We start from the raw sequence: 26036 nt of genomic DNA, 5'->3' as shown, positions 1-26036 counted from the left end.
CATGACTGAAGAGACGCTCACCGAGACCCTGCCCCCGGTCCGGCCCTGGCCGGCCCTCGATCTGACCGGGGTGGACTTCGACCCGGTCCTCGCCAAGCTGATGCGGGAGGGTCCGGTCAATCGGATCAAGCTGCCCAACGGCGAGGGCTGGGCCTGGCTGGTCACCCGCCACGACGACGTGCGCATGGTCACCAACGATCCCCGGTTCAGCCGCGAGGCCGTGATGGACCAGCCGGTGACCAGGCTCGCCCCGCACTTCATCCCGGCCCGCGGCGCGGTCGGCTTCCTCGATCCGCCGGACCACACCCGGCTACGGCGCTCGGTCGCCCCGGCGTTCACCGCGCGCGGGGTGGAGCGGGTACGGGAGCAATCCCGGCTGCTGCTCGACGAGTTGATCGACGAGCTGCTCCAGGACGGACCGCCCGCCGATCTCACCGAGACCGTGCTGAGCCCCTTCCCCATCGCGGTGATCTGCGAGCTGATGGGCGTCCCGGCGGCCGACCGGCACGGCATGCACACCTGGACCCAGCTCATCCTGTCCTCCTCGCACGGCGCCAAGGTCAGCGAGAAGGCGAAGGAGGAGATGGGCGCGTACTTCGCTGATCTCATCGGTCTCCGGGAGGGCAGCGACGGCGAGGACGTCGCCTCGCTGCTCGGTGCCGCCGTGGGCCGGGAGGAGATCACCCTGGAGGAGGCCGTCGGGCTCGCGGTGCTGCTGCAGATCGGTGGCGAAGCGGTCACCAACAACAGCGGGCAGATGTTCTACCTGCTCCTGACCCGCCGGGATCTCGTCGAACGGCTGCGCGCAGAGCCGGAGTTGAGGCCCCAGGCCATCGACGAGCTGCTGCGCTACATCCCGCACCGCAACGCGGTCGGACTGTCCCGGATCGCCATGGAGGACGTGGAGATCCGCGGGGTACGGATGCGGGCGGGCGACCCGGTGTACGTGTCGTACCTGGCCGCGAACAGGGACCCGGACGTGTTCCCGGACCCGGACCGGATCGACTTCTCGCGCAGCCCGAACCCGCATGTGTCCTTCGGTTTCGGCCCGCACTTCTGCCCCGGCAACATGCTGGCGAGGCTGGAGTCCGAGCTGCTGGTGGACGCCCTGCTGGACCGGCTGCCGGGGCTGCGGCTCGCGGTCCCCGCCGATCAAGTGCCGTTCAAGAAGGGCGCGTTGATCCGCGGGCCCGAGGCACTGCCCGTGACGTGGTGAGGTGCCGATGACGGCGACGGAGGGGCTGCTGGTGCCGCCGGGCCACGGCCGGGTCGTGCAGACACCCGCGCAGCACGTGACGTTCAAGGTGACCGGCTCGCACTCGCGGACGGCGTCCACCTTCGAGGTGGTGGTGCCGCCGGGCTTCGACGTCGGCGCCCATGTGCACACGCGCAGCGAGGAGTTGTTCTACGTCCTCGAAGGCGAGTTGGACGTGCTCGCCTTCGAGCCGCGGATCCGGACGCCGGACAACTGGCAGCGCTGGGAGTCCAGTTCGGGCACCCGGGCGGTACGGGCGACACCGGGCACGGTGATCGTCGTACCGCCCGGGTGCCCGCACGCGTTCGCGAACCCGACGGAGACGCCGGCGAAGATGTTCTTCCAGGCGTCCCCGCCGCCGGACCACGAGCGGTATTTCGAGGAGCTGTTGGAGATCCTCGGGAGCGGGGGGCCGCCGGATCACGCGGCGATCGAGGAGTTGCGGGGGCGGTACGACATCGAGCAGTTGACGCCCCTCAAGCACCGTTGACCGTTCGACGCGGGCGGTAATCGAGTTGATCGGCGCCGAGCGGGTCGGCTAGGAACGGTCCATGCTACGAGGAACCAAGATCGGGCTCCGGGCCCGGCACGAGTCGGATGTCCCGGTCCTGCACGCCGAGTTGTACGACGACGTGGCGACGAGATCGCGAGTGGACTCACGGCCCTGGCGCCCCGTCTCACCGGGCTCCGAGGCCTCACCCTTCGCGGTCACCGAACCTGACGACGATGCCGCCCCCTTCGCTGTCGTTTCCCTCGACGACGACGAGTTGGCGGGAACCGCGGGGCTGTGGGGCATCGACACCCACAACAGGAGCGCCCACCTGGGCATGTCGCTGCGGCCGGGGTTCCGTGGCCGCGGACTGGCCGTCGATGTCGTCGAGGTGCTGTGCGCATACGGCTTCACCGTTCGCGGACTGCACCGGCTGCAGTTGGAGACCCTGGCCGACAACACGGCGATGATCCGGGCCGCCTCCCGCGCCGGGTTCGTCCAGGAGGGGAGGCTCCGCCGTGCGGCGTGGGTCAACGGCGAGTTCGTGGACGAGGTGATCTTCGGGCTGCTGGCCGAGGACTGGAACTCCGGCGCCCACGAGCGCCCCTAGGGGCGCGGGGAACTGCGCGCCCAGCCCCCACCGGCCCGCACCCGAAACTCAACGAATCGGCATCCCAGACAACGTCCGCGCAATCACCAGCCGCTGGATCTCACTCGTGCCCTCGAAGATCGTGTAGATCGCCGCATCCCGGTGCATCCGCTCGACCGGATACTCACGGGTGTAGCCGTTCCCACCGAGGATCTGGATCGCCTGCGCGGTCACCTTCTTCGCCGTCTCGCTCGCGAACAGCTTCGACATCGACCCCTCGGCCGCGGTGAACTGCTTGCCGTTGACGGCCATCCAGGACGCCCGCCACACGAGCAGCCGCGCCGCGTCGATGGACGTACGCATGTCGGCGATCTGGAAGGCGACACCCTGGTTGTCGATGATCGGCCGGCCGAACTGCTCGCGCGTCATCGCGTAGTCGAGGGCGACCTCGTAAGCGGCCCGCGCGGTACCGACCGCCATGGCGCCCACCGCGGGGCGGCTCGCCTCGAACGTGGCCATCGCGGCGTTCTTCACCCGCTCGCCACCGCCCGCTTTGGCGCGCTCACGGGCACGGGCGAGGCGCTCGTCCAGCTTCTCCTTGCCGCCGAGCAGGCAGGAACCGGGGACGCGCGCGTTCTCCAGGACGACCTCGGCGGTGTGCGAGGCGCGGATGCCGTGCTTCTTGAACTTCTGCCCCTGGGACAGACCGGGCGTGCCCGACGGGACGATGAAGGAGGCGTGCCCCTTGGAACCGAGGTCCGCGTCGACGACCGCCACGACGACGTGGACGTTGGCGATACCGCCGTTCGTAGCCCAGGTCTTGGTGCCGTTGAGGATCCACTCGTCCTTGGCCTCGTCGTACACGGCACGCGTGCGCATGGAGGCCACGTCGGAACCGGCGTCGGGCTCGGAGGAGCAGAAAGCGGCGACCTTGACGTCGTTGGCGTCGCCGTACATCTGGGGAATCCAGGTGCCGATCTGCTCCTCGGTGCCGTTGGCGAGGACGCCGACCGCGGCGAGACCGGTGCCGACTATGGAGAGGGCTATGCCCGCGTCGCCCCAGAACAGCTCCTCCATGGCCATCGGAATGCCGAGGCCGGTGGGGTCGAAGTACTGCTGGGCGTAGAAGTCCAGGGAGTAGATGCCGACCTTCGCGGCCTCCTGGATGACCGGCCAGGGAGTCTCCTCACGCTCGTCCCATTCGGCGGCGGCGGGGCGGATGACGTCGGCGGCGAAGCCGTGCAGCCAGTCCCGCACCTCCTTCTGTTCGTCGTTGAGTTCCATGGTGAACTCGGCCATGACTCCTCCAGCAGCGCACTAGCATGTTACTTGCGGTAACGACAGAGTCTGTTACCGACGGGTAAGAAAAGTCAACTCCCGATGACCACTCGGCAGCCCGTTCGAGGCGTTGGGGGCATTGAGTGTTACTTTGCGCAGGCGTCACCGATTCAGCACGGGTGGGGAGAGATCATGGACACCACGCAGCGGACCGATCAGCAACGGTCCGCCGATCGCCGACGGCGCGAGCTGTTGGAGGCCGCGGACAGAGTGGTGCTGCGTGATGGTCCGCAGGCCTCGATGAACGCGATCGCCGCGGAAGCGGGTATTACGAAGCCGATTCTGTACCGGCACTTCGGGGACAAGGGTGGACTGTACGCCGCCCTCGCCAAGCGGCATACGGATGCCCTGTTGTCCTCGCTGCGGGCCGCGTTGGACGCGCCTGCGGAGCGGCGGGAGCGGGTCGAGGCCACGCTCGACACGTACCTCGCCGCGATTGAGGCGCTGCCTCAGGTGTATCGGTTTCTGATGCATCCCGTGGAGGGTGGGCAGACCGCGGACCAGGGGTTCGACACCGGCAATCACTCCGTTCCGCTGCTCAGGCGGATGGGCGAGGAGTTGGCTCAGGTCATCGAGGAGCGGGTGGATCTCGGGCCCAACAGCCAGCAGTTGGCTCGGGTGTGGGGGCATGGGATCGTCGGGATGATGCATGCGGCCGGGGACTGGTGGCTGGGCGAACGGCCTTGCTCCCGGGCCGAGTTGGTGCGGAGTTTGGCTGATCTGTTGTGGGGGCGGTTGGCTGCCGCCGGGGACAAGGTTGGCGGGCCGGGGTTTTAGCCGGTTGTGTTTCGGGTGCGCGTCCGGTGGGGGGCTGGTCGCGCAGTTCCCCGCGCCCCTGAAAGACCTCGCTCACCGGTGCTGAGAGCTGGTCGCGGCCACGCGGCGGAGCCGCAGATCGACACAGCCCCGCGCCCCTGAAAAACCTCGCTCACCGGGACCAAGAAGCTCGGCCGACTTGTCGCATCAACCTGCTGTGGCGCCAGCCCGTCACGCGGTCCGCGTACACCTTTCCCTCCACGTGGTCGCACTCGTGCTGCAAGCACCTCGCGAACCACCCCGTCCCGTGCACGGTGATCGGCTCCCCGGTCACCGTGAAGCCCTCGACCACGGCATGGTCGTAGCGCTCGGTTCCCGCCTCCAGGCCGGGCAGGGACAGACACCCCTCCGGCCCCCTCACCACCACACCGTCCGTCTCGACGAGGCGTGGGTTCACCACATGGCCGAGGTGGCGGACCTCCTCGTCGTCGGGACAGTCGTAGACGAATACCCGCAACGGCTCCCCCACCTGGTTCGCCGCCAGGCCCACCCCCTGGGCCGCATACATCGTCGCGAACAAGTCCTCGACGAGGCGGGCGAGTTCTGGGCCGAAGTCTGTTACTTCCGCGCAGGAGGTGTGAAGCAATGGGTCGCCGAGCAGGGTGAGGGGACGGACTCGCCCGTGGGCGCCCGGGATGGAGCCGTATCGCATGGCCGCAAGGGTACGGTTCTCTACGGCGCACGCCCGCCACGAGGGGTTCGCGGTGCCGCGGTTCGGGCACCGATAAGGATCTCGATAGGCTGAGGTCCACACCACGTTGCCGGAGGCAGAGGCGCGGCGCGTACGCAAGGAGGATCGAGAACTGATGGCAGGCAACTCGGACCCGCTCACGCCGCGGGCCAAGCTGGCCGTGACGGCGGGCAAGGCGGTCGCGGCGGCATCGCGTGCCGCGGGGCGGGGCAGCGGATCGGTGATCGGCGGCCGAGTGGCACTCAAACTCGACCCCGACCTGCTCGCCCGGCTCGCCCAGAGCCTGGACGTGATCCTGGTCTCGGCGACGAACGGGAAGACGACCACGACGCGGCTCATCGCCGAGGCCCTCGGCGCCGCCGGGCCCGTCGTCTCGAACGCGCTCGGCGCCAACATGCCCGCCGGTATCACCTCGGCACTGGCCGGCGGCTCCGACTCCAAGTTCGGTGTCATCGAGGTCGACGAGAAGTACCTCGCCGGCGTCGCCCGCGACACCGACCCCAAGTGCATCGCCCTGCTCAACCTCTCCCGCGACCAGCTGGACCGCGCGGCCGAGACCCGCATGCTCGCGGAGAACTGGCGTGAAGGGCTTGCCGGTTCGAAGGCCGTCGTCGTCGCCAACGCGGACGACCCGCTCGTCGTGTGGGCCGCCTCCTCCTCCCCCAACGTGATCTGGGTCGCCGCCGGGCAGATGTGGAAGGACGACGCCTGGTCGTGTCCTTCGTGCGGTGGCGTGATGCAGCGGCCGGGCGACGACTGGTTCTGCGGCGAGTGCGGATTCCGGCGGCCTACGCCGAGTTGGGCGCTGTCCGGGGACCACGTCCTCGACCCGCACGGCTCCGCCTGGCCCATCCACCTCCAGCTGCCGGGGCGTGCCAACAAGGCCAACGCCGCCTCCTCGGCCGCGGTCGCCGCCGTCTTCGGGGTGCCTCCGCAAGTCGCCCTGGAACGCATGTACCAGGTGCAGGCCGTCGCCGGGCGCTATGACGTCGTCCAGTTCATGCAGCGCGACCTGCGTCTGCTGCTGGCGAAGAACCCGGCGGGCTGGCTCGAAACGTTCAGCCTGATCGACCCGCCGCCGACCCCGGTGATCCTCTCGGTGAACGCGCGCGGCGCCGACGGCACCGACACCTCGTGGCTGTGGGACGTCGACTACACGCGACTGACCGGCCACCCCATCTTCGTCGTGGGCGACCGCAAGCTGGACCTCGCGGTCCGCCTGGAAGTGGCCAACCAGCACTTCCAGGTCTGCGAGAACCTCGACCAGGCCGTGCAGATGGCCCCGCCCGGCCGTATCGAGGTCATCGCGAACTACACCGCGTTCCAGGACCTGCGCCGCCGCGTCGGCAACTGAGACCCAGAACCCCCAGAGGACGAATGACCATGAGCGACAACCAGCTCCGTCTGGTGTGGATCTACCCCGACCTGCTGAGCACCTACGGCGACCAGGGCAACGCCCTTGTCGTGGAACGCCGGGCGCGGCAGCGCGGCCTCGACGTGGCCCGGCTGGACGTGCGCAGCGACCAGCCCATCCCGACCTCCGGCGACATCTATCTGATCGGCGGCGGCGAGGACCGTCCGCAGCGGCTCGCGGCGGAGCGCCTGCGCCGTGACGGCGGCCTGCACCGGGCGGTCGGCAACGGCGCGATCGTCTTCTCGGTGTGCGCCGGCTACCAGATCCTCGGCCACGAGTTCATCAACGACCTCGGCCAGCGCGAGCCCGGCCTCGGCCTGCTCGACGTGGTGTCGGTGCGCGGCGAGGGCGAGCGGTGCGTCGGCGACGTCCTCGGGGACATCGACGCGCGCCTGGGCCTGCCCCAGCTGACCGGCTTCGAGAACCACCAGGGCGTCACCCACCTCGGCCCCACCGCCCGCCCCTTCGCCACCGTCCGTCTCGGCAAGGGCAACGGCACGGGCGACGGCACCGAGGGCGCGTACAACGACACGGTGTTCGGGACGTACATGCACGGGCCCGTCCTCGCCCGCAACCCGCTGATCGCGGACCTGCTGCTGAAGCTGGCCCTCGATGTGAACGCGCTGCCGCCGATCGACGACCGCTGGTACGAGGCGCTCCGCAACGAGCGCATCGGCGCAGCTCAGCAGCCTGCCTGAACCAGGTGTCCATCTTCTCTTCGGATACCGGAAACCAGCCCGTCTGACGGCACGTCCGCGCAGGTGAGCGGGGTCGTCCAGCAGGCGGACGCACGCTACGACCCCGCCCCCTCCTGCCGCTAGGGTGGCGGGGTTCATACCGGACAACGCGGTCCGGTTTCGGCCCACGTTGAGAAGGTTCTTTCGGGCTATGCGCATTGGTGTCCTCACGTCCGGCGGCGACTGCCCCGGCCTGAACGCCGTCATCCGGTCCGTCGTGCACCGCGCCGTCGTGGACCACGGCGACGAGGTCATCGGCTTCCGGGACGGCTGGAAGGGCCTCCTGGAGTGCGACTACCTCAAGCTCGACCTCGACGCGGTGAGCGGCATCCTTGCTCGCGGCGGCACCATTCTCGGCTCCTCCCGCGTCCAGCCCTCCCAACTCCGGGACGGCGTCGAGCGGGCCAAGGGCCATGTCGAGGAGCTCGGCCTTGACGCGATCATCCCGATCGGCGGCGAGGGCACACTCAAGGCGGCCAAGCTGATGTACGACGCCGGTCTCCCGATCGTCGGCGTCCCCAAGACCATCGACAACGACATCGCGGTCACCGACGTCACCTTCGGCTTCGACACCGCCGTCGGTGTCGCGACCGAGGCGCTCGACCGCCTCAAGACGACCGCCGAGTCCCACCAGCGCGTCCTGGTCGTGGAGGTCATGGGCCGCCACACCGGCTGGATCGCGCTCCACTCCGGTATGGCGGCCGGCGCCCACGCCATCGTCGTCCCGGAACGCCCCTTCGACATCGAGGAGTTGGCGGCGCGCGTCGGCGAACGCTTCGAGGCGGGCAAGCGCTTCGCGATTGTCGTGGCGGCTGAGGGTGCGAAGCCGCGTGCGGGGTCCATGGACTTCGACGAGGGCAAGAAGGACGTCTACGGTCACGAGCGCTTCGCGGGGATCGCGCGGCAGCTGTCTCTTGAGTTGGAGGAGCGACTCGGTAAGGAGGCGCGGCCGGTGATTCTTGGGCATGTGCAGCGTGGTGGTACTCCCACTGCGTACGACCGTGTGCTTGCTACTCGGTTCGGGTGGCATGCGGTGGAGGCTGCGCATCGGGGGGAGTTCGGGAAGATGACCGCGCTTCAGGGGACCGACATTTTGATGGTGCCGTTGGCTGATGCGGTCGAGACTCTGAAGACGGTGCCTGCTGATCGGTATGAAGAGGCTGAGTGCGTGCTCTGAGCGTCTTTTAGGTGATTCGTTGGGTGCGGGTGCGTGGGGGCTGGTCGCGCAGTTCCCCGCGCCCCTGGGTGGGTGCGCTTGCCCCCGGTCGTAGAAGTGACCGGGGGCAGTTCTACTCTGGTGCGGACAGACGACGCACAACCCCACGAATCAGGAGCCGTTCGATGGATCACGGCGGGCACGGTATGACCATGGATCTGCCGCCGTTCACGCTGGGGCGGGGGCTTGAGTGGTCGGCCGATCCGTTCTTTCTTACCGCCTGTCTGGTCGGGCTCGGGCTGTACGCCTTGGGGGTCGTGCGGCTGCTGCGGCGCGGGGACTCGTGGCCCGTGGGGCGGACGATCTCTTTCGTCATCGGTGTGCTGACCATCGGGCTCGTGATGTGCACCAGGCTGAACGACTACGGCATGGTCATGTTCAGCGTGCACATGGTGCAGCACATGATCATCAGCATGTTGTCGCCGATCCTTCTGCTGCTCGGCGCTCCTGTCACCCTGGCCTTGCGTGCGCTGCCTCCGGCGGCTCGGGGTCGCAAGGGGCCGCGTGAACTGCTGTTGATGTTCCTGCACAGCCGGTACATGAAGATCATCACGCATCCCGCGTTCACGATCCCGCTGTTCATCGCGAGCCTGTACGCGCTGTACTTCACGCCGATCTTCGACTTCCTGATGGGCTCGAAGACCGGGCACATCGCGATGATGGTGCACTTCCTCGCCGTGGGCGTGGTGTTCTTCTGGCCGATCATGGGTGTGGATCCGGGGCCGAACCGGCCCGGTTATCTGATGCGGATGCTGGAGTTGTTCGCCGGGATGCCGTTCCACGCGTTCTTCGGCATCGCGTTGATGATGGCGTCGGAGCCGATGGTCGAGACGTTCAAGCACCCGCCCGCCTCGCTCGGCATCGACGCGCTGTCCGACCAGAACGCGGCCGGTGGTATCGCCTGGGCGTTCAGCGAGATCCCGTCCGTGCTGGTGCTGGTCGCCCTGCTGTTCCAGTGGTACAGCTCGGAGCAGCGGCAGGCGAAGCGTCAGGACCGGGCCGCCGACCGGGACGGCGACAAGGAACTCCAGGCGTACAACGCCTATTTGGCCTCATTGAACACACGCGGCAACTGAACGGCAATTTCATTCAGTAGCATAAAGCGCGATGGGGGAACCGCGGGGGGAGCGGTAATGACATTTCGCGCAGTTGTGCAAAGGACCGGAATTTCGGTGATCCGCAGGATCGCCGCGCTGCTCGTCTGTGTCCTGGTCGTGAGTGGACTGGGTGGATGCGGCGGGGGCGCACATATGTTCGCCGTGAAGGCGGTCGCCGCCGCAGTTCCGTCGCTCGCGCCTTTCTTCGACGAGAAACAGGGACTGGGGCAGGACGCCAACGTCCGCTCGATGCCCGTGCAGGGCAGCTTGCAGCAGGGGGACACGCCTGGCCTGTACGGGGGCACCAAGAAACCGACCGTCTGTGACGTGGCGAAACTCAAGAGGTTCCTGAGCGATCCCGCGAACCATCAGAAGGCGGTCGCGTGGTCGAGCGTGCTGGGTATCACCACGGACGGGATCCCGGCCTATCTGGACCGACTCACACCCGTACTCCTGCGTCACGACACTCTCGTACAGAACCACGACTACAAAAAGGGAAAGGCCACGCCCTACAACTCCCTTCTCCAGGCGGGAATCGCGATTCTCGTCGACGAGCAGGGGGAACCCGCCGCGAAGTGCTCGTGCGGAAATCCACTGCGCCCCTTCAAGGGCGACGCGGGGAGGATTTCCGTCAAGTTCGCGGACGGCAACAAGAAGTGGCACGGATATGAGGCGTCCTCGGTCGTGGCCGTGCGTCCGGCGCCGCGGAAGATGGAGCGGCTCGCCCTCGTCGACGTCGGCGATCCCAACCGCGGTATCGAGCGTCCGGTCGGCTCGACGGGCAGGCACGACACCGCCTTCGACACCCGGAAGCAGCACGCGGTGCCGAACCTCGCGGGGTCGACGTTCGGGCAGGCGCGGCGGCAACTGGTCGACAGCGGTCTGGCCGTCGGGTACGGCGGGAGCACCTTGCCGCCCGACGACGCGCAGGTCACGGCGACCGATCCGCCGGCCGGGACCGAGCTGCGGTTCGGGGCGTACGTGATGCTGAGCGTTTCCGGCGGGACGAGCGGAGGGGCGACTTCCACTCCCCCGAGTTCGCCGTCCTCCGGGCCGACGACCACCGGGCCGACGCTTGGCCCGCCGACATCCACGCCACCTCACTCGACGCCCACGAAACCGCCGCCCACGTCCTCGTCGCCGCCACCTTCCTCGCCCACGAACGAGCCGCCTCCGTCGAGCAGTTCGCCTACGACTGCGACCCCCTCCACAGCCACAGCCACAGCCACTTTCACGACCGGTTCGCCTTCGTCGGTGACCAAGTCGCCCCCGACGAGCGCACCGGTCACCAGCAGCGCGCCGGTGACGAGTGTTCCCGTGACCAGCAGCGCGCCCGTGACGAGCAGTGCGTCGACCAGCAGAGACCCGGTGACCGACTCACCCACCACGACCGAGACGTGACGCGGACCCGGGAGGGGGACTCCGGATGCCACAGGGATCACCGACGTCGGGCGTGGGCCGGGTCATCGCCGGCCGCTATCTGCTCCTGAACCGGCTGGGCAGTGGCGGTATGGGACATGTGTGGCTCGCACATGACCAGCGACTGGCCTGTGAGGTCGCGCTCAAGGAGATCGTGTTCAGCAACCCGGCCTCCGCGGACGCCGAGCGGGAGGCCCGGGTCGCGCGGGCCCGGGCCGAGGCGCGGAACGCGGCGGGGCTGCGCGGGCATCCGCATGTGGTGACCGTGCACGACGTGCTGGAGCACGAGGGGCTGCCGTGGATCGTCATGGAGTACGTGGCGGACGCCGTCGACCTGCGTGACCTGGTCGGCCGGGGCGGCCCGCTGGCCCCCGCGGAGTGCGCCCGCATCGGGCTCGCCGTGCTCGACGCGCTGACCGCCGGGCACGAACGGGGCGTCATGCACCGGGACGTGAAGCCGGCGAACATCCTGCTCGCGCCGGACCGCACCGGTTCGCCGTACGCCCGCGTCCTGCTCACCGACTACGGCATCTCGGTGCAGCCGGACGCCGGGGAGACGCGGTACACGCTGACGTCCGTGCTCGTCGGCACGGCCGGTTACCTGGCGCCGGAGCGGGCCACGGGCGGGCCGCCGACGGCCGCCGCCGACCTGTTCTCGCTGGGCTGCACGCTCTACCACGCCGTCGAGGGCCACGGGCCCTTCACGCGCGAGTCGCCGCTCGCGGAGGTCACCGCGGTGGTCATGGAGGACCCGCTGCCACCGGTCCGTGCGGGCGCGCTGGGGCCGGTGCTCGACACGATGCTGGAGAAGGATCCGCTACGGCGGATTCCGGCGGCGGAGGCCGAGGCGGCGCTGTCGCGGATCGTGACGCCGCAGACGGAGGCCGAGGCGTATGCCCGGACCCAGACGGACCTGGGCTCGCAGTCGCCGTGGGAGGGCCAGGCGGGGCCGATGCCGTCGCCGTCGTCACCGACGTCGACCGCGGGGCCGTACGGATTCGGGCCGGCCCCCTCGACCCCGGCCTCGGGTTCCGACGGATACGGGCCCTACGCCCCACCACCCCCGTCCTCCCCCACCGGCCGGCGCCGCCGCCCGCGCCCCCGTCTCCGCCAGGCCGTCCTCGCGGGTCTGCTCGGGCTGGCCCTCGCCCTGGGCGGCGTCTGGTACGCGATGGCCCACCAGCCGCCCGGCAAGAACACGGACACGAGCACGAGTACCGGCAAGGACAGCCGGCCGTACGGCACGGCCGTCGGGCTCTCCGCGCCGCTCAAGGACGGCGACTGTGTCACCGCCGACTGGCCCGGCGGGAACCGGTTCCAGGGGACACCGCGGCTCGCCGTCGACCCCGCCTGCCGGAGCACGGTGCCCGATGGTCAGGTGATGGCGTTCGTCTCCACGGCGTCCGCGGGCGAGGCACGCAAGGTCGGGGCGGACCGGTGTGCGCAGCGGACGCAGGAGATCCGGGAGAAGCTCGCGGACGTGCGGGGCTTCGCCGTCGTACCGACCGACGCGGGTTTCGGGACCGCCGGACACCGCACCGCGTGCCTGGTGCTGGGCGCGCACGGGCCGGTCTACGGGCCGCTCGGCAGCCATCGCGCTCTCGGGTCGGCGTTCGCGGACACGTCGACCATGCAGAAGCGGGACTGTCTGGACGTGCCCTCGGACCGGGCCGCGAGCCTGGTCTCCTGCACCGGCAAGCATGACCAGGAAGTCGTCGGGTTCACCCGGTTGGGCGCGGGCGTCACGCTGGCCCAGGCCCGTACGGAGTCGGACGCGGCGTGTGCCCGGGACGTGCCTCCGGCCGACTACGGCTTCGATCCGTCGGTCTACGAGTCCGCCTCCTGGACCAGCAAGGGCCCGTGGAAGTCGGGCACTCATTTCGTCGTGTGCGCCGTGCGGAAGCAGAACGGGGGCACCATGGAGGGGAACGAACCATGAGGAGGGTGTTGCGATGCCCGGTTCCACGAAGACCATGGGGGTGATCACCGTCGGCGGACTCGTGGTGGTGACGGCCTACACGGTGGCGCTCGGCAGTAACGGCTGGCTGTGGTTCGGCTGGGTCGTGCTGGGGCTGATCACTCTCGGGATGGTGGCGACGCGCAGCACCTGACGCCGGCTACTCCTCACTCCGTCGGCTCGCCGAGTGCACGCCCGGCTGGTACTTCGGCAGCCGGGCGGTGATCTTCATGCCCGCTCCTACGGCGGTCTCGATGACGAGGCCGTAGTCGTCGCCGTAGACCTGGCGGAGCCGGTCGTCGACGTTGGACAGGCCGATGCCGCCCGAGGGGCTGACCTCGCCCGCCAGGATGCGGCGCAGCAGGTCGGGGTCCATGCCGGCGCCGTCGTCCTCGATGACGACGAGTGCCTCGGCGCCCGCGTCCTGCGCGGTGATGCTGATACGGCTCTTGTCGGCCTTGCCCTCCAGGCCGTGCTTGACGGCGTTCTCGACGAGTGGTTGCAGACAGAGGAACGGGAGCGCGACCGGCAGTACCTCGGGGGCGATCTGCAGGGTGACCGAGAGGCGTTCGCCGAAGCGGGCCCGGACCAGCGCCAAGTAGTGGTCGATGGCGTGGAGTTCGTCGGCGAGGGTGGTGAAGTCGCCGTGCCTGCGGAACGAGTAGCGGGTGAAGTCGGCGAATTCCAGGAGCAGTTCGCGGGCTCGTTCGGGGTCCGTGCGGACGAAGGACGCGATCACCGCGAGCGAGTTGAAGATGAAGTGCGGGGAGATCTGGGCCCGAAGTGCCTTGATCTCGGCCTCGATCAGGCGGGTGCGGGACTGGTCCAGATCCGCCAACTCAAGTTGTACGGAGACCCAGCGGGCCACCTCCCCTGCAGCCCGGACCAGGACGGCCGACTCGCGCGGTGCACAGGCGACCAGCGCGCCATGGACCCGGTCGTCGACGGTGAGCGGAGCGACCACCGCCCAGCGCAACGGGCAGTCAGGGGCGTCGCAGTTGAGCCGGAACGCCTCACCGCGGCCGGTCTCCAGGGGTCCCGCGAGCCGTTCCATGATCTCGGTCCGGTGATGGTCTCCGACACCGTCCCAGGCGAGGACCTGCTTCTGGTCGGTCAGGCACAGCGCGTCGGTGCCGAGCAGGGTGCGCAGTCTCCGGGCGGAGCGGCGGGCCGTCTCCTCGGTGAGGCCGGCGCGCAGCGGGGGCGCGGCGAGGGAGGCGGTGTGCAGGGTCTGGAAGGTGGCGTGCTCGACGGGGGTGCCGAGCCCGCCGAGGCTCGCGGTCCGTGCGGTGCGCCGCCCGAGCCAGAAACCGGCGGCGAGCAGCGGGAGTACGGCGACGCAGAGGCCGGCCAGGAATCCGCTCATGCGCCCACCACCGCCCTTTGAAGGGTTCTCACGCCTTCACCTCCGCCCGCAGTTCCTCCGGCAGATGGAACCGCGCCAGGATCGCCGCCGTTCCCGTCGGCACCCGGCCCGGCGTCGCCAGGGACACCAGCACCATGGTGAGGAAGCCGAGCGGTACCGACCAGAGCGCGGGCCAGGCGAGCAGGGCGTGCAGCGGGCCCGTGCCCGGGAAGCCCGCCATGGTCGCGGCCACGGCGACGAACGCCGACCCGCCGCCCACCAGCATCCCGGCCGCCGCGCCGGGCGGGGTGAGCCGGGTCCACCAGATGCCGAGGACCAGCAACGGGCAGAAGGAGGACGCCGATACGGCGAACGCGAGTCCCACCGCGTCGGCGACGGGCAGCCCGCCGACGAGGACGCTCGCCACCAGCGGTACGGCCATGGCGAGAACCGTGCCGAGTCTGAAGTGCCGTACTCCGCGCGACGGAAGGACGTCCTGGGTGAGGACCCCTGCCACGGCCATGGTCAGTCCCGACGCGGTGGACAGGAACGCGGCGAAGGCGCCGCCCGCCACCAGCGCGCCGAGCAGATCGCCGCCGGCGCCGCCGATCATGCGGTCGGGCAGCAGGAGTACGGCGGCGTCGGCGTCGCCGGTGATGGTGAGTTCGGGGGTGTAGATGCGGCCGAGGGCGCCGTAGACGGGCGGCAGGAGGTAGAAGGCGCCGATCAGGCCGAGGACGGCGACCGTGGTGCGGCGGGCGGCGACGCCGTGCGGGCTGGTGTAGAAGCGGACGACGACGTGCGGCAGGCCCATGGTGCCGAGGAAGGTGGCGAGGATGAGGCCGTACGTCGCGTACAGCGGACGTTCCTCGCGGCTGGCGGCGAGGGAGGTCGACATGCCGCCGTTGGTGCCGCGGTCGGCGACGGGGACGGGGGTGCCCTTGGCGAAGGTGAGGCGGGTGCCGCGCTCGATGTGGTGGGTGCCGGTGGGGAGTTGGAGCTTCTCCGCGCTGTAGTGGTGGCCGTCGACCGTGCCGTTCACCGTGACGGTCAGGGGGTGGTCGAGTTTCAGGTCGAGGGTGTCGTCGACGCGGACGACGCGCTGTTCGCGGAAGGTGGCCGGTTCCTCGAAGGCGTGCCGGGGTGCTCCGTCGCTCTGCCAGGCGAGGACCAGGAAGAGGGCGGGGACGAGCAGCGCGGTGAGCTTCAGCCAGTACTGGAAGGCCTGCACGAAGGTGATGCTGCGCATGCCGCCCGCGGCGACGGTCGCGACCACGACGACGGCGACGATCAGCCCGCCGAGCGAGTCCGGCGCGCCGGTGAGGACGGTCAACGTGAGCCCCGCGCCCTGGAGTTGGGGCAGCAGGTACAGCCAGCCGACCCCGACGACGAAGGCCCCCGCGAGGCGTCGTACGGCGTGCGAGGCGAGGCGGGCCTCGGCGAAGTCGGGGAGGGTGTAGGCGCCGGAGCGGCGCAGCGGGGCGGCGACGAAGAGGAGCAGGACCAGGTATCCGGCCGTGTAGCCGACCGGGTACCAGAGCATGTCGGGGCCCTGGACGAGGACCAGTCCCGCGATACCGAGGAACGAGGCGGCGGAGAGGTATTCGCCGCTGATGGCCGCCGCGTTGAGGCGGGGGCCGACGGTGCGGGAGGCGACGTAGAAGTCGGAGGTGGTGCGGGAGATGCGCAGGCCGAAGGCGCCGACGAGGACCGTGACCACGACGACGAGGGCTACCGCCGGTACCGCGTAACTGGAGTTCACCGGCTCAGCGGTCCTCGACGAGGCGCACGAAGTCGCGTTCGTTGCGTTCGGCGCGGCGGACGTACCAGAGGGCGAGGAGGACGAGCGGGGCGTAGAGGCAGAAGCCGAGGATCAGCCATTCGAGGCGGCGGGAGCCCGGGGTGGCCGCGAAGACCAGGGGCAGCGGGCCGACGAGCAGCACTAGGACCGCGAACACCGTGAGGGCGGCGCGGAGTTGGGTGCGCATGAGGGAGCGGACGTAGGTGTGGCCGAGGGTGGTCTGTTCGTCGATCTCGGTGCGGGGGCGGGAGTAGCCGGAGGCGCGTCGGGTACGACGGGGCGGGGCGGTGACAACGACCCTGCGTTCGGTGGGTTCCTGAGGCACCGTCAGGACCTCCGCATCAGCAGGTCCCGCAGTTCGCGGGTGTGGCGGCGGCTGACCTGGAGTTCCTCGCCGCCGACCAGGACGCTCACCGTGCCCGCGTCCAGGCGGAGTTCGCCTATGTGGCGCAGGGCGACGAGGTGGCGGCGGTGGATGCGGACGAAGCCGCGGGAGCGCCAGCGGTCCTCCAGGGTGGACACCGGGATGCGTACGAGGTGGCTGCCCCTGTCGGTGTGCAGGCGGGCGTAGTCGCCCTGTGCCTCGACGTGGGTGATGTCGTCGACGGCCACGAAGCGGGTGACACCGCCGAGTTCGACGGCTATGTGGTCGGGGTCGGGTTCGTGCACGGGTATCCGCGGTGCGGCGCCGCCGAGTTCGGCGGCCCGGCGCACGGCTTCGGCGAGCCGTTCCTTGCGGACGGGTTTCAGCACGTAGTCAACTGCCTTGAGATCGAAGGCCTGTACGGCGAAGTCCTCGTGCGCGGTGACGAACACGACGAGCGGCGGCTGCGCGAATCCCGTCAACAGCCGCGCCATGTCGAGTCCGTCGAGGCCGGGCATCTGGATGTCGAGGAACACGACGTCGATGGCTTCCGGTCCGTCGGGCCCCGACTCCAGGGCGCGGTTGATGCGGCGCAGCGCCTCGGTCGCGTCGCCCGCGCCCTCCGCGCTGCCGATGCGTGGATCGGCGTTGAGCAGGTAGAGCAACTCCTCCAGCGAGGGGCGTTCGTCGTCGACGGCGAGGGCGCGCAGCATGAACGTGGAGTGTAGGAGTAATTCGTACGGCTGGACATGTACCGGGCGTGGACGTTCGCGCTGGATACAGTGCGGGCATGAACAGCAGGACCACCCCGTTCGACGAACTCGACCGGAAGATCATCACCGCGTTGATGGCGAACGCGAGGACCAGTTTCGCCGAGATCGGCACGGCGGTCGGGCTGTCCGCGACGGCGGTGAAGCGGCGTGTGGACCGGCTGCGTGAGACGGGTGTGATCACCGGGTTCACGGCGACGGTGCAGCCGTCCGCGCTCGGCTGGCGCACGGAGGCGTACGTGGAGGTGTACTGCGAGGGCGCCGCGCCCCCCAGGCGGCTCGCGGAGGTCGTGCGCAACCATCCGGAGATCACCGCCGCGATGACGGTGACCGGTGGTGCGGACGCGCTGCTGCACGTACGGGCGACCGATGTGGACCACTTCGAGGAGGTGCTGGAGCGCATCCGGCAGGAGCCGTTCATCCGGAAGACGATCAGTGTGATGGTACTGTCCCACCTCCTCCCGGAAAGCCCGGAAGCGGGCGCCACCCATCCGGCACCCCATCCGGCACCGGGAGACGCATCAGACGTGCGTTGAGGGCAGGAAAGACGCAGCATTCCTGCGTAGACACGCAGCGCTCATCGCTTGTCGGGCGTATGGGTCGTTTCCTACCGTGGTGTCAACCCCAGTCGTCATCACAGGAAGCGGAGGGACCCCTCTGTGCCCGACACCCGTGTGCGGCGCCGGCGGCGCTTTCTCGTCTGCGAACCCAGACACTTCGCCGTGCAGTACGCGATCAACCCCTGGATGCATCCCGACGCCCAGGTGGACGTCGATCTCGCCCAGGAGCAGTGGCAGACGCTGATCGGCGCCTACCGCTCCCACGGCCACACCGTGGACACCGTGCCCCCGGCCCCCGGCCTCCCGGACATGGTCTTCGCCGCGAACTCGGCGGTCGTCGTCGCCGGCCGCGTCTTCGGCTCCCTCTTCCACGCGCCCGAGCGGCGCCCCGAGTCCGTGCACTACGACACGTGGTTCAAGGCGGCGGGCTACGACGTCTACCGCCCCGAGTCGGTCAGTGAGGGCGAGGGCGACCTGATCCCGACCGGCCGCTATGTGCTGGCCGGCACCGGTTTCCGTACGACCCGCGAGGCGCATCGCGAGGTGCAGGAGTTCTTCGGCGTCCCGGTGATCAGCCTGACGCTGGTCGACCCGTACTTCTACCACCTCGACACGGCGCTGTTCGTGCTCGACGACGACAACATCGCCTACTACCCCGAGGCGTTCTCGCCGGGCAGCCGCGAGGTGCTCGCGCGGCTGTACCCGGACGCGGTGCTCGCGACCCGCGAGGACGCGATGACGTTCGGCCTGAACTCGGTGTCCGACGGCCGTCACGTCTTCATCGCGCCCCGGGCCGAGAACCTCGCCTCGCGCCTCGCCGACCACGGTTACGTCCCCGTCCCCGTCGACCTGTCGGAGTTCCACAAAGCCGGCGGCGGCATCAAGTGCTGTACCCAGGAGATCCGCTCATGACCGCACCCGCCAGTGCCCGTACGTCCGCCGACCTGATCCGTGCGGAGGAGCCGGTCCTCGCGCACAACTACCACCCGCTGCCCGTGGTCGTCGCCCGCGCCGAGGGCACCTGGGTGGAGGACGTCGAGGGCCGCCGCTACCTCGACATGCTCGCGGGCTACTCCGCCCTCAACTTCGGCCACCGGCACCCGGTGTTGATCGAGGCCGCGCACCGCCAGCTCGACCAGCTGACGCTCACCTCCCGCGCCTTCCACAACGACAAGCTCGCCGAATTCGCCGAGCGGCTCGCGGAGTTGACCGGGCTCGACATGGTGCTGCCGATGAACACCGGCGCGGAGGCGGTCGAGAGCGGCATCAAGGTGGCCCGCAAATGGGCCTACGACGTGAAGGGCGTCCCCGCCGACCAGGCCACCATTGTCGTCGCGGCGGAGAACTTCCACGGCCGTACGACGACGATCGTCAGCTTCTCCACGGACGAGACGGCGCGGGCGGGCTTCGGTCCCTTCACGCCGGGCTTCCGGATCGTGCCGTACAACGACCTCGCCGCACTGGAGGCGGCGGTCGACGAGACCACGGCGGCGGTGCTGATCGAGCCCATCCAGGGCGAGGCCGGGGTGATCATCCCGGACGCCGGCTATCTGGCCGGTGTGCGCGAACTCACCACCCGCAAGGGCTGCTTGTTCATCGCGGACGAGATCCAGTCGGGCCTCGGCCGCACGGGCCGCACGCTCGCCGTCGAGCACGAGGCTGTCGTCCCGGACGTGCTGCTGCTCGGCAAGGCACTGGGCGGTGGGATCGTGCCGGTGTCGGCGGTGGTCGCGCGCCGGGAGGTGCTCGGGGTGCTGCATCCGGGCGAGCACGGGTCGACGTTCGGCGGGAATCCACTGGCCGCCGCGGTCGGCACAGCGGTCGTCGAACTGCTGGAGACCGGCGAATTCCAGCGCAGGGCAACAGAGTTGGGCGTGATCCTGCGGGACGGACTGACCGAGCTGGTCGGCAAGGGCGTGGTCGGTTTCCGCGCGCGCGGCCTGTGGGCGGGCGTCGACGTCGACCCGGCGATCGGCACGGGGCGCGAGATCAGCGAACGCCTCATGCGGGAGGGCGTGTTGGCCAAGGACACACACGGCTCCACGATCCGACTGGCCCCGCCACTGACGATCACGGCGGATGAACTCCGGTCGGCCGTGGGCGCGTTGGAGAGGGTGCTGACGCAAGAGGCGTGAGGTGTAGGGAGTGCAGGGGGTGTGGCTGGACCGGCGAACGGGGCCGGTGCAGCCACACCCACAGGGATGCACGTAACTCCCCAGTCGGCGGCGGCTACTTGCCCGCCGCGCTCTGTTCCGCCGGGGTGCCGGTGTCGGCCAGGGCGGCCTGGGCGAGGAGGCGACGGGCCAGGTCGCGGGCCTCGGCCACGGTGAGCGAGGCCCAGAGTCCGGGTTCGCCGTGCACGACGGGGCCGACGTCCAGGGTGACCCGGGTGATCGGCCGCTCCGGGATCGCCAGCAGCAGCCGCTTCACGGCGACCTGTCGGCCGCAGGTGGTCACCAACGGTGCTTCACCTGACGGCGGTTGCGGCTCCTGCCCTGACCGATTCATCTCCTCCACGACCCTTCCCTGAGTACCCGGCGAGGTATCAGGAGCAGCGCCGAACGGGGCCGGGTTGTTCCCGGACACCGGCTGCACCACCCGTTCGGGCCGACGCCGGAAGCGGCTGCTCCTGATCGACTCCGGTCGGCTGCCGGGTCGTGTCAGTCCCCTGCGCCGACCGGCCCACGTCCGCTCCCGCAAGCGCGTCGTGCACCCCGGTCTGTATCCAGTCGGCCTGGCTGTCGTCGGCCTCGGCACCCGCGAGAGCGATGAGCCGGGTCACCGCCGCCGTCCCCACCCGCGCCAGCGCCTCCGCCGTCCGCCGGGTCACCGCCGAGTCCTCGACGTCCAGCAGCAACCTCACCAACGCTTCCGCAGCCTCAGGAACGTCAGCGAAGGAAGCGAGGTCACGCCCGGCACGGACACGTTGCGACCATGACGAGGACGAGGCCCCGGCCAAGGCCGCCTCCAGCCCACTCGTCATCTCCGAATCTCCGACACGACCAGACGGTCTCATGCTCCCCGCCGGGGCCGATGCCACCGCCCACACTCGACGTCAGTCCTCCGGTCGAAGTCGCTGTCGAGCGGCCTCAAGTCGCTGGTCATAGTCGGCGGCGAACAGTTCAGGAAGTGCCTTGTCCAGCGTTCCGGCGATTCGATGGATCGGCGCCCAGACCGCCGGATCGTCGACAACGCGCCTGAGGTCGGTCATCTGAAGCTTCTCCAGCCAGTGTGACAGCACCAGTGCCTCGTCACTCGTGAGCTTGATCGTGACCTGACCATCGCTCATGGGCACCCCTCCGGCTCGGCCCCGCCCTCGACCACACGAACCTACTGGTCTTCGACCTTGGCCAGACGCACAGGGGCACCCCCAGCCCAGCTGTAGCCCACCGTGCACCCCCGCACACCGCACCGTCGCGGTCACGGGCCGTCCGGTGAACCCCGGGCGAATTCTCGCCCGCCCTCCGGTCAGAACACGGTCAAAGGACACGGTCGGGACCGTCGCGCCCTCATAAGATCGCTGGCACCGCCACCTTTCGTACGACTCCCCCTGGAGGCCCGGCGTGCCCGAAGCCGCGCGCGGCGCCGAAGCCGAAGCCGAGCCCGGTCAGATACCGGCCTCGTCGGTCCGTGTCGCCCGCCGCCGCACCGTGCTGCTCGCGGCCGGCGCCCTGGTCGTCGTGGCGGCAGTGGTCGCTGGAGTGCTCGCTGCCCGCGGCTCGGGCGGAAAGGCCGCTGCTGCCGCCGGCGGGCTCCCGCACACCACGGTCGAGGTCGCGAGCTCCGGCTGCGGAAGGGGCTGGACGCACCCGCAGGCGGGTCACCAGGTCTTCGAGCTGCACAACACGTCCAGCACGGCGGCCGAGGTGTATCTCACCGATGCGAAGACCGGCGCCGTCTACGGCGAGGTCGAGGGGCTGGCCCCGGGGACGGTCCGGTCGCTCGGGGTCACCCTGGGCAACGGCTCGTACGCCTTCACATGCCTGCCCGACGACGCCGACGCCGTGACCGGGCCCACCGTGCGGATCACCGGCTCGAAGGTGAGGAGCGGCCCGGCCGCCGTGCCGATCACCCAGCAGGAGCTGATCCCGCCGACGCTCGCCTACCAGAAGTGGATCCGGGCCCGGACCGTCGAACTCGCCCGGAAGACCGACGTGTTGCGTGCTGCCGTTGATCGAGGTGACCTCACCGCCGCCCGCGCCGCGTGGCTGCCCGCGCATCTCGTGTACGAGCAGATGGGCGCCGCCTACGGCACGTTCGGCGATTCCGACGGGGCGATCAACGGCACCACGGCCGGGCTGTCCGGCGGGGTGCACGACGCCGGGTTCACCGGGTTCCACCGGGTCGAGTACGGGCTGTGGCACGGCGAGTCGGCGAGCGGGCTGCGCGGACCGGCCGACCAACTCGCCAAGGACGTCCACGCGTTGGAAGGCAGCTGGCCCACCCAGCGGATGGATCCGGCCGACACCGGTCTGCGTGCGCACGAGATCCTGGAGAACACCGTGCAGTTCGAGCTGACCGGCCGCACCGACTACGGCAGCGGCACCAACCTGGCCACCGCCCGCGCCAACCTGGACGGCACCCGCGTGCTGCTCGGTTATCTGGGCCCGCTGCTGAAGACGCGGGACGCGGGCTTCGGTGAACTCGGCGACTGGATGGACCGGGCCCAGCACACCCTGGACGGCTTCGACCACTCCGGCAAGTGGACGTCCTTGGCTCAACTCACCCGTCCGCAAAGGGAGAAGGTCGATTCCGACCTGGGTGGACTGGTCGAGCGGCTGGCCGATGTGGCCGCCCTCACGGACGTACGGAGGACCGCGTGAAGCACGGACACGAGGTGGGCCGCCGGGGCTTCCTGGCGAGCGCGGCGGCCGTGGCCGGTGCCGGTCTGGTGGCCGCCGACCGGGGCACGGCGTCGGCCGCGGCGGAGACGGTCGCGCGCGTGCCCTTCCACGGGCTCCACCAGGCGGGGATCATCACCCCGGCACAGCGCGCCACGGCGTTCGTCTCCTTCGACGCGACCGCCGAGAACCGAGCCGAACTCACCGACCTGCTGCGGACGTTGACCGACCGGGCGCGCTTCCTGACCTCCGGCGGCAGCCCGGCGGACCTGGGCATCACCGCCCCGCCCGCCGACTCCGGCACCCTGGGCCCCGACCTCCCGGCCGACCGGCTGAGCGTCACGGTCGGCGTCGGCGCCTCCCTCTTCGACGACCGCTACGGGCTCGCGAAGCGCGTGCCCCGCCGGCTGACCGCGATGCCCGCCTTCCCCGACGACGACCTCAACTCCGCCTGGTGCCACGGTGATCTGAGCGTGCAGTTCTGCGCCGACACCTCCGACACCGTGCTGCACGCCCTGCGCGATGTCACCCGGCACACTCGCGGCGGCATGCAGGTTCGCTGGCGGACGGACGGTTTCATCAGCCCGCCGCGGCCCTCGGGCACCCCGCGCAACCACCTCGGCTTCAAGGACGGCATCGCCAACCCGGAGGTGACCGACGCCCGTGCGATGAACGACCTCGTCTGGGTCGGCAGGGGCAGCGGCGAACCGGAGTGGACGACCGGCGGCAGCTATCAAGTCGTACGCCTGATACGGATGTTGGTGGAGTTCTGGGACCGTGTCTCCCTCACCGAGCAGGAGCGGATGTTCGGCCGTGCCCGGGACACCGGCGCCCCGCTGGACGGGCGGCACGAGAAGGACACGCCCGACTACGCGCAGGACCCGCAGGGCGACGTGATCCCGCTCGACAGCCACATCCGGCTCGCCAACCCGCGCACCACACTGAGCGCCGACCAACGCATCCTGCGCCGCGGCTACAACTACGACCGGGGCATGGACAGCAACGGCAACCTCGACATGGGCCTGCTGTTCTGCTGCTACCAGCAGGACCTGGCCCGCCAGTTCGAGACCGTGCAGAAGCGCCTGGCCGGAGAACCGCTGGTCGACTACGTCTCGCCGTACGGTGGCGGCTACTTCTTCGCCCTGCCCGGCGCCCGCGACACGAGCGACTGGCTGGGGCGCACCCTGCTGACCTGAGACTCGGGTCAAGAACAGGCCAACAGACCATGAGAATTTCCTGACCGGGCGTTCGCTCTCACGTCATTGCCCCTCCCCCGCCCCGCCGTCACCATTGCCCAGGCTACGGCCGTAGGTGTCATGGCCACGGATGGCGTGGCAGCAGAACCAGTGCTTCCGGAAGGCGAGACAGCATGATCGGCACAGGAAGAATCCCCGGCGCACGGCGCGGGTTGACCCGCGTGGGCGCCCTGCTCGGCGCCGCGGCGCTGGCCACCGCGGGCGGGGTCGTCCCCGCGTCGGCGAACTCCGGCGGTCACCAGCCCTCCGGCAGCACGCACACGTCGACGCCGATCAAGCACGTGGTGGTGCTCTACGACGAGAACATCTCGTTCGACCACTACTTCGCCACCTACCCGAAGGCCGCCAACACCGACGGCACGAAGTTCAAGGCCGCGGCCCACACGCCGAAGGCCGACAACCTGCTCAACGCCGGGCTGCTGAAGACGAACCCGAACCTCTACACGCCCACCCGGCTGAGCAGTTCGCAGGTGATGACCTGCGACCAGAACCACTCCTACGGCCCCGAGCAGTACGCGGCCGACGGCGGCAAGGCCGACAAGTACGTCGAGAACACCGAGGTCAACAAGTGCAGCGGCCTCTTCGGTGAGCCCGGCCTGGTGATGGACTACTACGACGGCAACACCGTCACGGGCATGTGGAACTACGCCCAGCAGTACGCCCTGAACGACCACTCCTTCAGCTCGGTCTACGGCCCCTCGACGCCCGGCGCCCTGAACCTGATCTCCGGTCAGACGCACGGCGTGATATCCGTCGACCCGGCCTCCGGCACCGAGAACCCGAAGCAGACGTCGACCCCGGACTCGTACGCCGTGGTCTCCCCGAACGCCAAGGGCGTCGGCACGGTCATCAACGACCCCGACCCGGCCTTCGACGACTGCTCGGACAAGGACCACACCTCCACCAGCGCGCTCGCGGCGATGCAGGGCAAGAACATCGGTGACCTGCTCAACTCCAAGAACGTGAGCTGGGGTTGGTTCCAGGGCGGGTTCCGGCCCAGCACCGCGTGGGACGGCAAGAGCGGCGACTACGCGAAGTGCGGCGGCACCACCCACGCCAACGTCGGCGGCGCCGCGTCCGAGGACTACAGCCCGCACCACTCGCCGTTCGAGTACTACCAGTCGACGTCCAACCCGCACCACCTGGCGCCGAAGTCCGTCGCCGAGATCGGGCACAACGGACGGGCGAACCACAACTACGACCTGACCGACTTCGACGCCGCGCTGAAGGCCGACAGCCTTCCGGCGGTGAGCTTCCTGAAGGCGGCCGAGTACCAGGACGGGCACGCCGGTTACTCCGACCCGGCCGACGAGCAGAACTTCCTGATCAAGGAGATCAACGCGATCCAGCAGTCCCCGGAGTGGAAGTCGACGGCGGTCGTGATCGCCTACGACGACTCCGACGGCTGGTACGACCACGTCACCTCGAAGGTGCTGAACGGCTCCACGGACTCCACCGTCGGCTCCAACGGCAAGGCCACGGACAGCCCGGCCTGCCAGTCCGGACCGGCCGCGAAGGGCGGCTACGCGGACCGCTGCGGTCCCGGTACCCGGCAGCCGCTGCTGGTCATCTCGCCGTACAGCAAGGTCAACAAGATCGACCACACCGCCACCGAGCAGGCGTCGATCACCCAGTTCATCGAGGACAACTGGCACACCGGCCGCATCGGTGACGCGTCCTTCGACACGCGGGCGGGCAGCCTGGGCGGCATGTTCGACTTCAAGCACCCGAACAACAAGCAGGTGCTGCTGAACGCGAACGGCTCCGTGAAGTCGGTGAAGCGGATCCCGCACTACAGCCAGACGTCGTCCACGGCCACCACGGCCCCGTACCCGGCCTACGTCCAGGACCTGAAGGCCCAGAACGTCGCGGACAGCAGCAGCTCCTCCACGGCCCTGCCGGTCGCGGTCGGCGCCGGTCTGCTCACCGCGGTGGGAGCCACCACGGCGTTCGCCGTGTACCGCCGCAGGACGCACACCGCGTCCCGGTAAGTCCGGGTGAACCGGGGCCGGTTGCCCCGTGCGGAGGGCGGCGAGGACGATCTCCTCGCCGCCCTCCGTCGTGTCGGCCGCGGCCCGAT

The 26036-nt window shown here is 69.8% G+C and carries 26 protein-coding genes; 17 read left to right on the top strand and 9 right to left on the bottom strand.

Annotation, left to right across the window (positions count from 1 at the left end; translation table 11 throughout):
• Window position 1 precedes the first annotated feature (1 nt).
• From AB0I69_RS00385 to AB0I69_RS00375, 3 genes are all read left to right on the top strand, one after another.
• On the top strand, window positions 2-1216 hold the full coding sequence (locus tag AB0I69_RS00385) for a cytochrome P450 (protein ID WP_363093210.1): 1215 nt from the start codon (window positions 2-4) through the stop codon (window positions 1214-1216).
• Between the two features lie 7 nt (window positions 1217-1223).
• Window positions 1224-1745 (top strand): cupin domain-containing protein, encoded by a 522-nt coding sequence (locus AB0I69_RS00380; RefSeq protein ID WP_363093208.1) that lies wholly within the window; start codon window positions 1224-1226, stop codon window positions 1743-1745.
• A 61-nt stretch (window positions 1746-1806) separates the two neighbouring features.
• Complete coding sequence (locus tag AB0I69_RS00375) at window positions 1807-2355, top strand: GNAT family protein (RefSeq protein WP_363093207.1); 549 nt, start codon at window positions 1807-1809, stop codon at window positions 2353-2355.
• Window positions 2356-2403: 48 nt separating this feature from the next.
• Here the strand turns inward: AB0I69_RS00375 and AB0I69_RS00370 are convergent, their stop codons facing one another.
• Complete coding sequence (locus AB0I69_RS00370) at window positions 2404-3633, bottom strand: acyl-CoA dehydrogenase family protein (protein ID WP_363093205.1); 1230 nt, start codon at window positions 3631-3633, stop codon at window positions 2404-2406.
• 171 nt (window positions 3634-3804) lie between these two features.
• Here AB0I69_RS00370 and AB0I69_RS00365 point away from each other — a divergent pair, with 171 nt between their 5' ends.
• Window positions 3805-4449, top strand: a complete 645-nt coding sequence (locus AB0I69_RS00365) for a TetR family transcriptional regulator (RefSeq protein WP_019070916.1) — start codon at window positions 3805-3807, stop codon at window positions 4447-4449.
• Window positions 4450-4600: 151 nt separating this feature from the next.
• Here AB0I69_RS00365 and def read toward each other — a convergent pair whose 3' ends face one another.
• Window positions 4601-5140: a peptide deformylase gene (gene def, locus AB0I69_RS00360; RefSeq protein ID WP_363093203.1), complete on the bottom strand. Its 540-nt coding sequence runs from the start codon at window positions 5138-5140 to the stop codon at window positions 4601-4603.
• A gap of 154 nt (window positions 5141-5294) precedes the next feature.
• Between def and AB0I69_RS00355 the strand changes: the two genes are divergently transcribed.
• From AB0I69_RS00355 to AB0I69_RS00325, 7 genes are all read left to right on the top strand, one after another.
• Window positions 5295-6533 (top strand): MurT ligase domain-containing protein, encoded by a 1239-nt coding sequence (locus AB0I69_RS00355; RefSeq protein ID WP_363093202.1) that lies wholly within the window; start codon window positions 5295-5297, stop codon window positions 6531-6533.
• A gap of 29 nt (window positions 6534-6562) precedes the next feature.
• Window positions 6563-7291: a glutamine amidotransferase gene (locus tag AB0I69_RS00350; RefSeq protein ID WP_363093201.1), complete on the top strand. Its 729-nt coding sequence runs from the start codon at window positions 6563-6565 to the stop codon at window positions 7289-7291.
• 190 nt (window positions 7292-7481) lie between these two features.
• A complete protein-coding gene (locus AB0I69_RS00345; RefSeq protein ID WP_363093200.1) occupies window positions 7482-8507 on the top strand; it encodes a 6-phosphofructokinase in 1026 nt (341 codons plus the stop codon).
• Between the two features lie 164 nt (window positions 8508-8671).
• The gene (locus AB0I69_RS00340) at window positions 8672-9622 is read left to right on the top strand and encodes a cytochrome c oxidase assembly protein (protein WP_363093199.1); all 951 of its coding nucleotides are present in this window, start codon (window positions 8672-8674) and stop codon (window positions 9620-9622) included.
• Window positions 9623-9718: 96 nt separating this feature from the next.
• The gene (locus tag AB0I69_RS00335; protein ID WP_363093198.1) at window positions 9719-11044 is read left to right on the top strand and encodes a PASTA domain-containing protein; all 1326 of its coding nucleotides are present in this window, start codon (window positions 9719-9721) and stop codon (window positions 11042-11044) included.
• A gap of 25 nt (window positions 11045-11069) precedes the next feature.
• On the top strand, window positions 11070-13001 hold the full coding sequence (locus AB0I69_RS00330) for a septum formation family protein (protein ID WP_363093197.1): 1932 nt from the start codon (window positions 11070-11072) through the stop codon (window positions 12999-13001).
• Window positions 13002-13014: 13 nt separating this feature from the next.
• Entirely contained in the window at window positions 13015-13173 is a 159-nt protein-coding gene (locus tag AB0I69_RS00325) for a hypothetical protein (protein WP_019070924.1), read from the top strand.
• A 6-nt stretch (window positions 13174-13179) separates the two neighbouring features.
• Here AB0I69_RS00325 and AB0I69_RS00320 read toward each other — a convergent pair whose 3' ends face one another.
• Genes AB0I69_RS00320 through AB0I69_RS00305 form a run of 4 tightly spaced genes read right to left on the bottom strand, consistent with a single transcriptional unit; the run spans window position 13180 to window position 17242 of the window.
• On the bottom strand, window positions 13180-14385 hold the full coding sequence (locus tag AB0I69_RS00320; protein WP_363093196.1) for a histidine kinase: 1206 nt from the start codon (window positions 14383-14385) through the stop codon (window positions 13180-13182).
• 28 nt (window positions 14386-14413) lie between these two features.
• Window positions 14414-16126 (bottom strand): cation acetate symporter, encoded by a 1713-nt coding sequence (locus tag AB0I69_RS00315; protein WP_363093195.1) that lies wholly within the window; start codon window positions 16124-16126, stop codon window positions 14414-14416.
• A 4-nt stretch (window positions 16127-16130) separates the two neighbouring features.
• Window positions 16131-16490: a hypothetical protein gene (locus AB0I69_RS00310; RefSeq protein WP_363093194.1), complete on the bottom strand. Its 360-nt coding sequence runs from the start codon at window positions 16488-16490 to the stop codon at window positions 16131-16133.
• Between the two features lie 2 nt (window positions 16491-16492).
• On the bottom strand, window positions 16493-17242 hold the full coding sequence (locus AB0I69_RS00305) for a DNA-binding response regulator (RefSeq protein ID WP_363093193.1): 750 nt from the start codon (window positions 17240-17242) through the stop codon (window positions 16493-16495).
• Between the two features lie 77 nt (window positions 17243-17319).
• Between AB0I69_RS00305 and AB0I69_RS00300 the strand changes: the two genes are divergently transcribed.
• The 3 genes from AB0I69_RS00300 (at window position 17320) to rocD (ending at window position 19994) form a co-directional block, all read left to right on the top strand.
• Window positions 17320-17835, top strand: coding sequence for an Lrp/AsnC family transcriptional regulator (locus tag AB0I69_RS00300; protein WP_363093192.1), 516 nt, complete (start codon window positions 17320-17322; stop codon window positions 17833-17835).
• Between the two features lie 123 nt (window positions 17836-17958).
• Window positions 17959-18771, top strand: coding sequence for a dimethylargininase (gene ddaH, locus AB0I69_RS00295; RefSeq protein WP_363093191.1), 813 nt, complete (start codon window positions 17959-17961; stop codon window positions 18769-18771).
• The gene (rocD, locus tag AB0I69_RS00290; RefSeq protein WP_363093190.1) at window positions 18768-19994 is read left to right on the top strand and encodes an ornithine--oxo-acid transaminase; all 1227 of its coding nucleotides are present in this window, start codon (window positions 18768-18770) and stop codon (window positions 19992-19994) included. Before ddaH ends, rocD begins: the two co-directional genes overlap by 4 nt.
• Window positions 19995-20088: 94 nt before the next feature.
• Here rocD and AB0I69_RS00285 read toward each other — a convergent pair whose 3' ends face one another.
• The 3 genes from AB0I69_RS00285 to AB0I69_RS00275 form a co-directional block, all read right to left on the bottom strand.
• Window positions 20089-20316, bottom strand: a complete 228-nt coding sequence (locus AB0I69_RS00285) for a hypothetical protein (protein ID WP_363093189.1) — start codon at window positions 20314-20316, stop codon at window positions 20089-20091.
• Between the two features lie 88 nt (window positions 20317-20404).
• Window positions 20405-20842 carry a HEAT repeat domain-containing protein gene (locus AB0I69_RS00280; protein ID WP_363093188.1) on the bottom strand — a complete coding sequence of 146 codons (438 nt, stop codon included), beginning with the start codon at window positions 20840-20842 and terminating at the stop codon, window positions 20405-20407.
• Between the two features lie 72 nt (window positions 20843-20914).
• Window positions 20915-21148 (bottom strand): hypothetical protein, encoded by a 234-nt coding sequence (locus AB0I69_RS00275; RefSeq protein WP_363093187.1) that lies wholly within the window; start codon window positions 21146-21148, stop codon window positions 20915-20917.
• 274 nt (window positions 21149-21422) lie between these two features.
• Between AB0I69_RS00275 and AB0I69_RS00270 the strand changes: the two genes are divergently transcribed.
• The 3 genes from AB0I69_RS00270 (at window position 21423) to AB0I69_RS00260 (ending at window position 25947) form a co-directional block, all read left to right on the top strand.
• A complete protein-coding gene (locus AB0I69_RS00270; protein WP_363093186.1) occupies window positions 21423-22682 on the top strand; it encodes an EfeM/EfeO family lipoprotein in 1260 nt (419 codons plus the stop codon).
• Entirely contained in the window at window positions 22679-23896 is a 1218-nt protein-coding gene (gene efeB / locus AB0I69_RS00265) for an iron uptake transporter deferrochelatase/peroxidase subunit (RefSeq protein WP_363093185.1), read from the top strand. Before AB0I69_RS00270 ends, efeB begins: the two co-directional genes overlap by 4 nt.
• Before the next feature lie 173 nt (window positions 23897-24069).
• Window positions 24070-25947 carry an alkaline phosphatase family protein gene (locus AB0I69_RS00260; protein WP_363093184.1) on the top strand — a complete coding sequence of 626 codons (1878 nt, stop codon included), beginning with the start codon at window positions 24070-24072 and terminating at the stop codon, window positions 25945-25947.
• Window positions 25948-26036 lie beyond the last annotated feature (89 nt).

Origin of the sequence: Streptomyces sp. NPDC050508 (genome assembly GCF_040655155.1) — a bacterium.
GTDB lineage: Bacteria > Actinomycetota > Actinomycetes > Streptomycetales > Streptomycetaceae > Streptomyces.
This window is presented reverse-complemented; position numbering and strand designations above follow the sequence as displayed.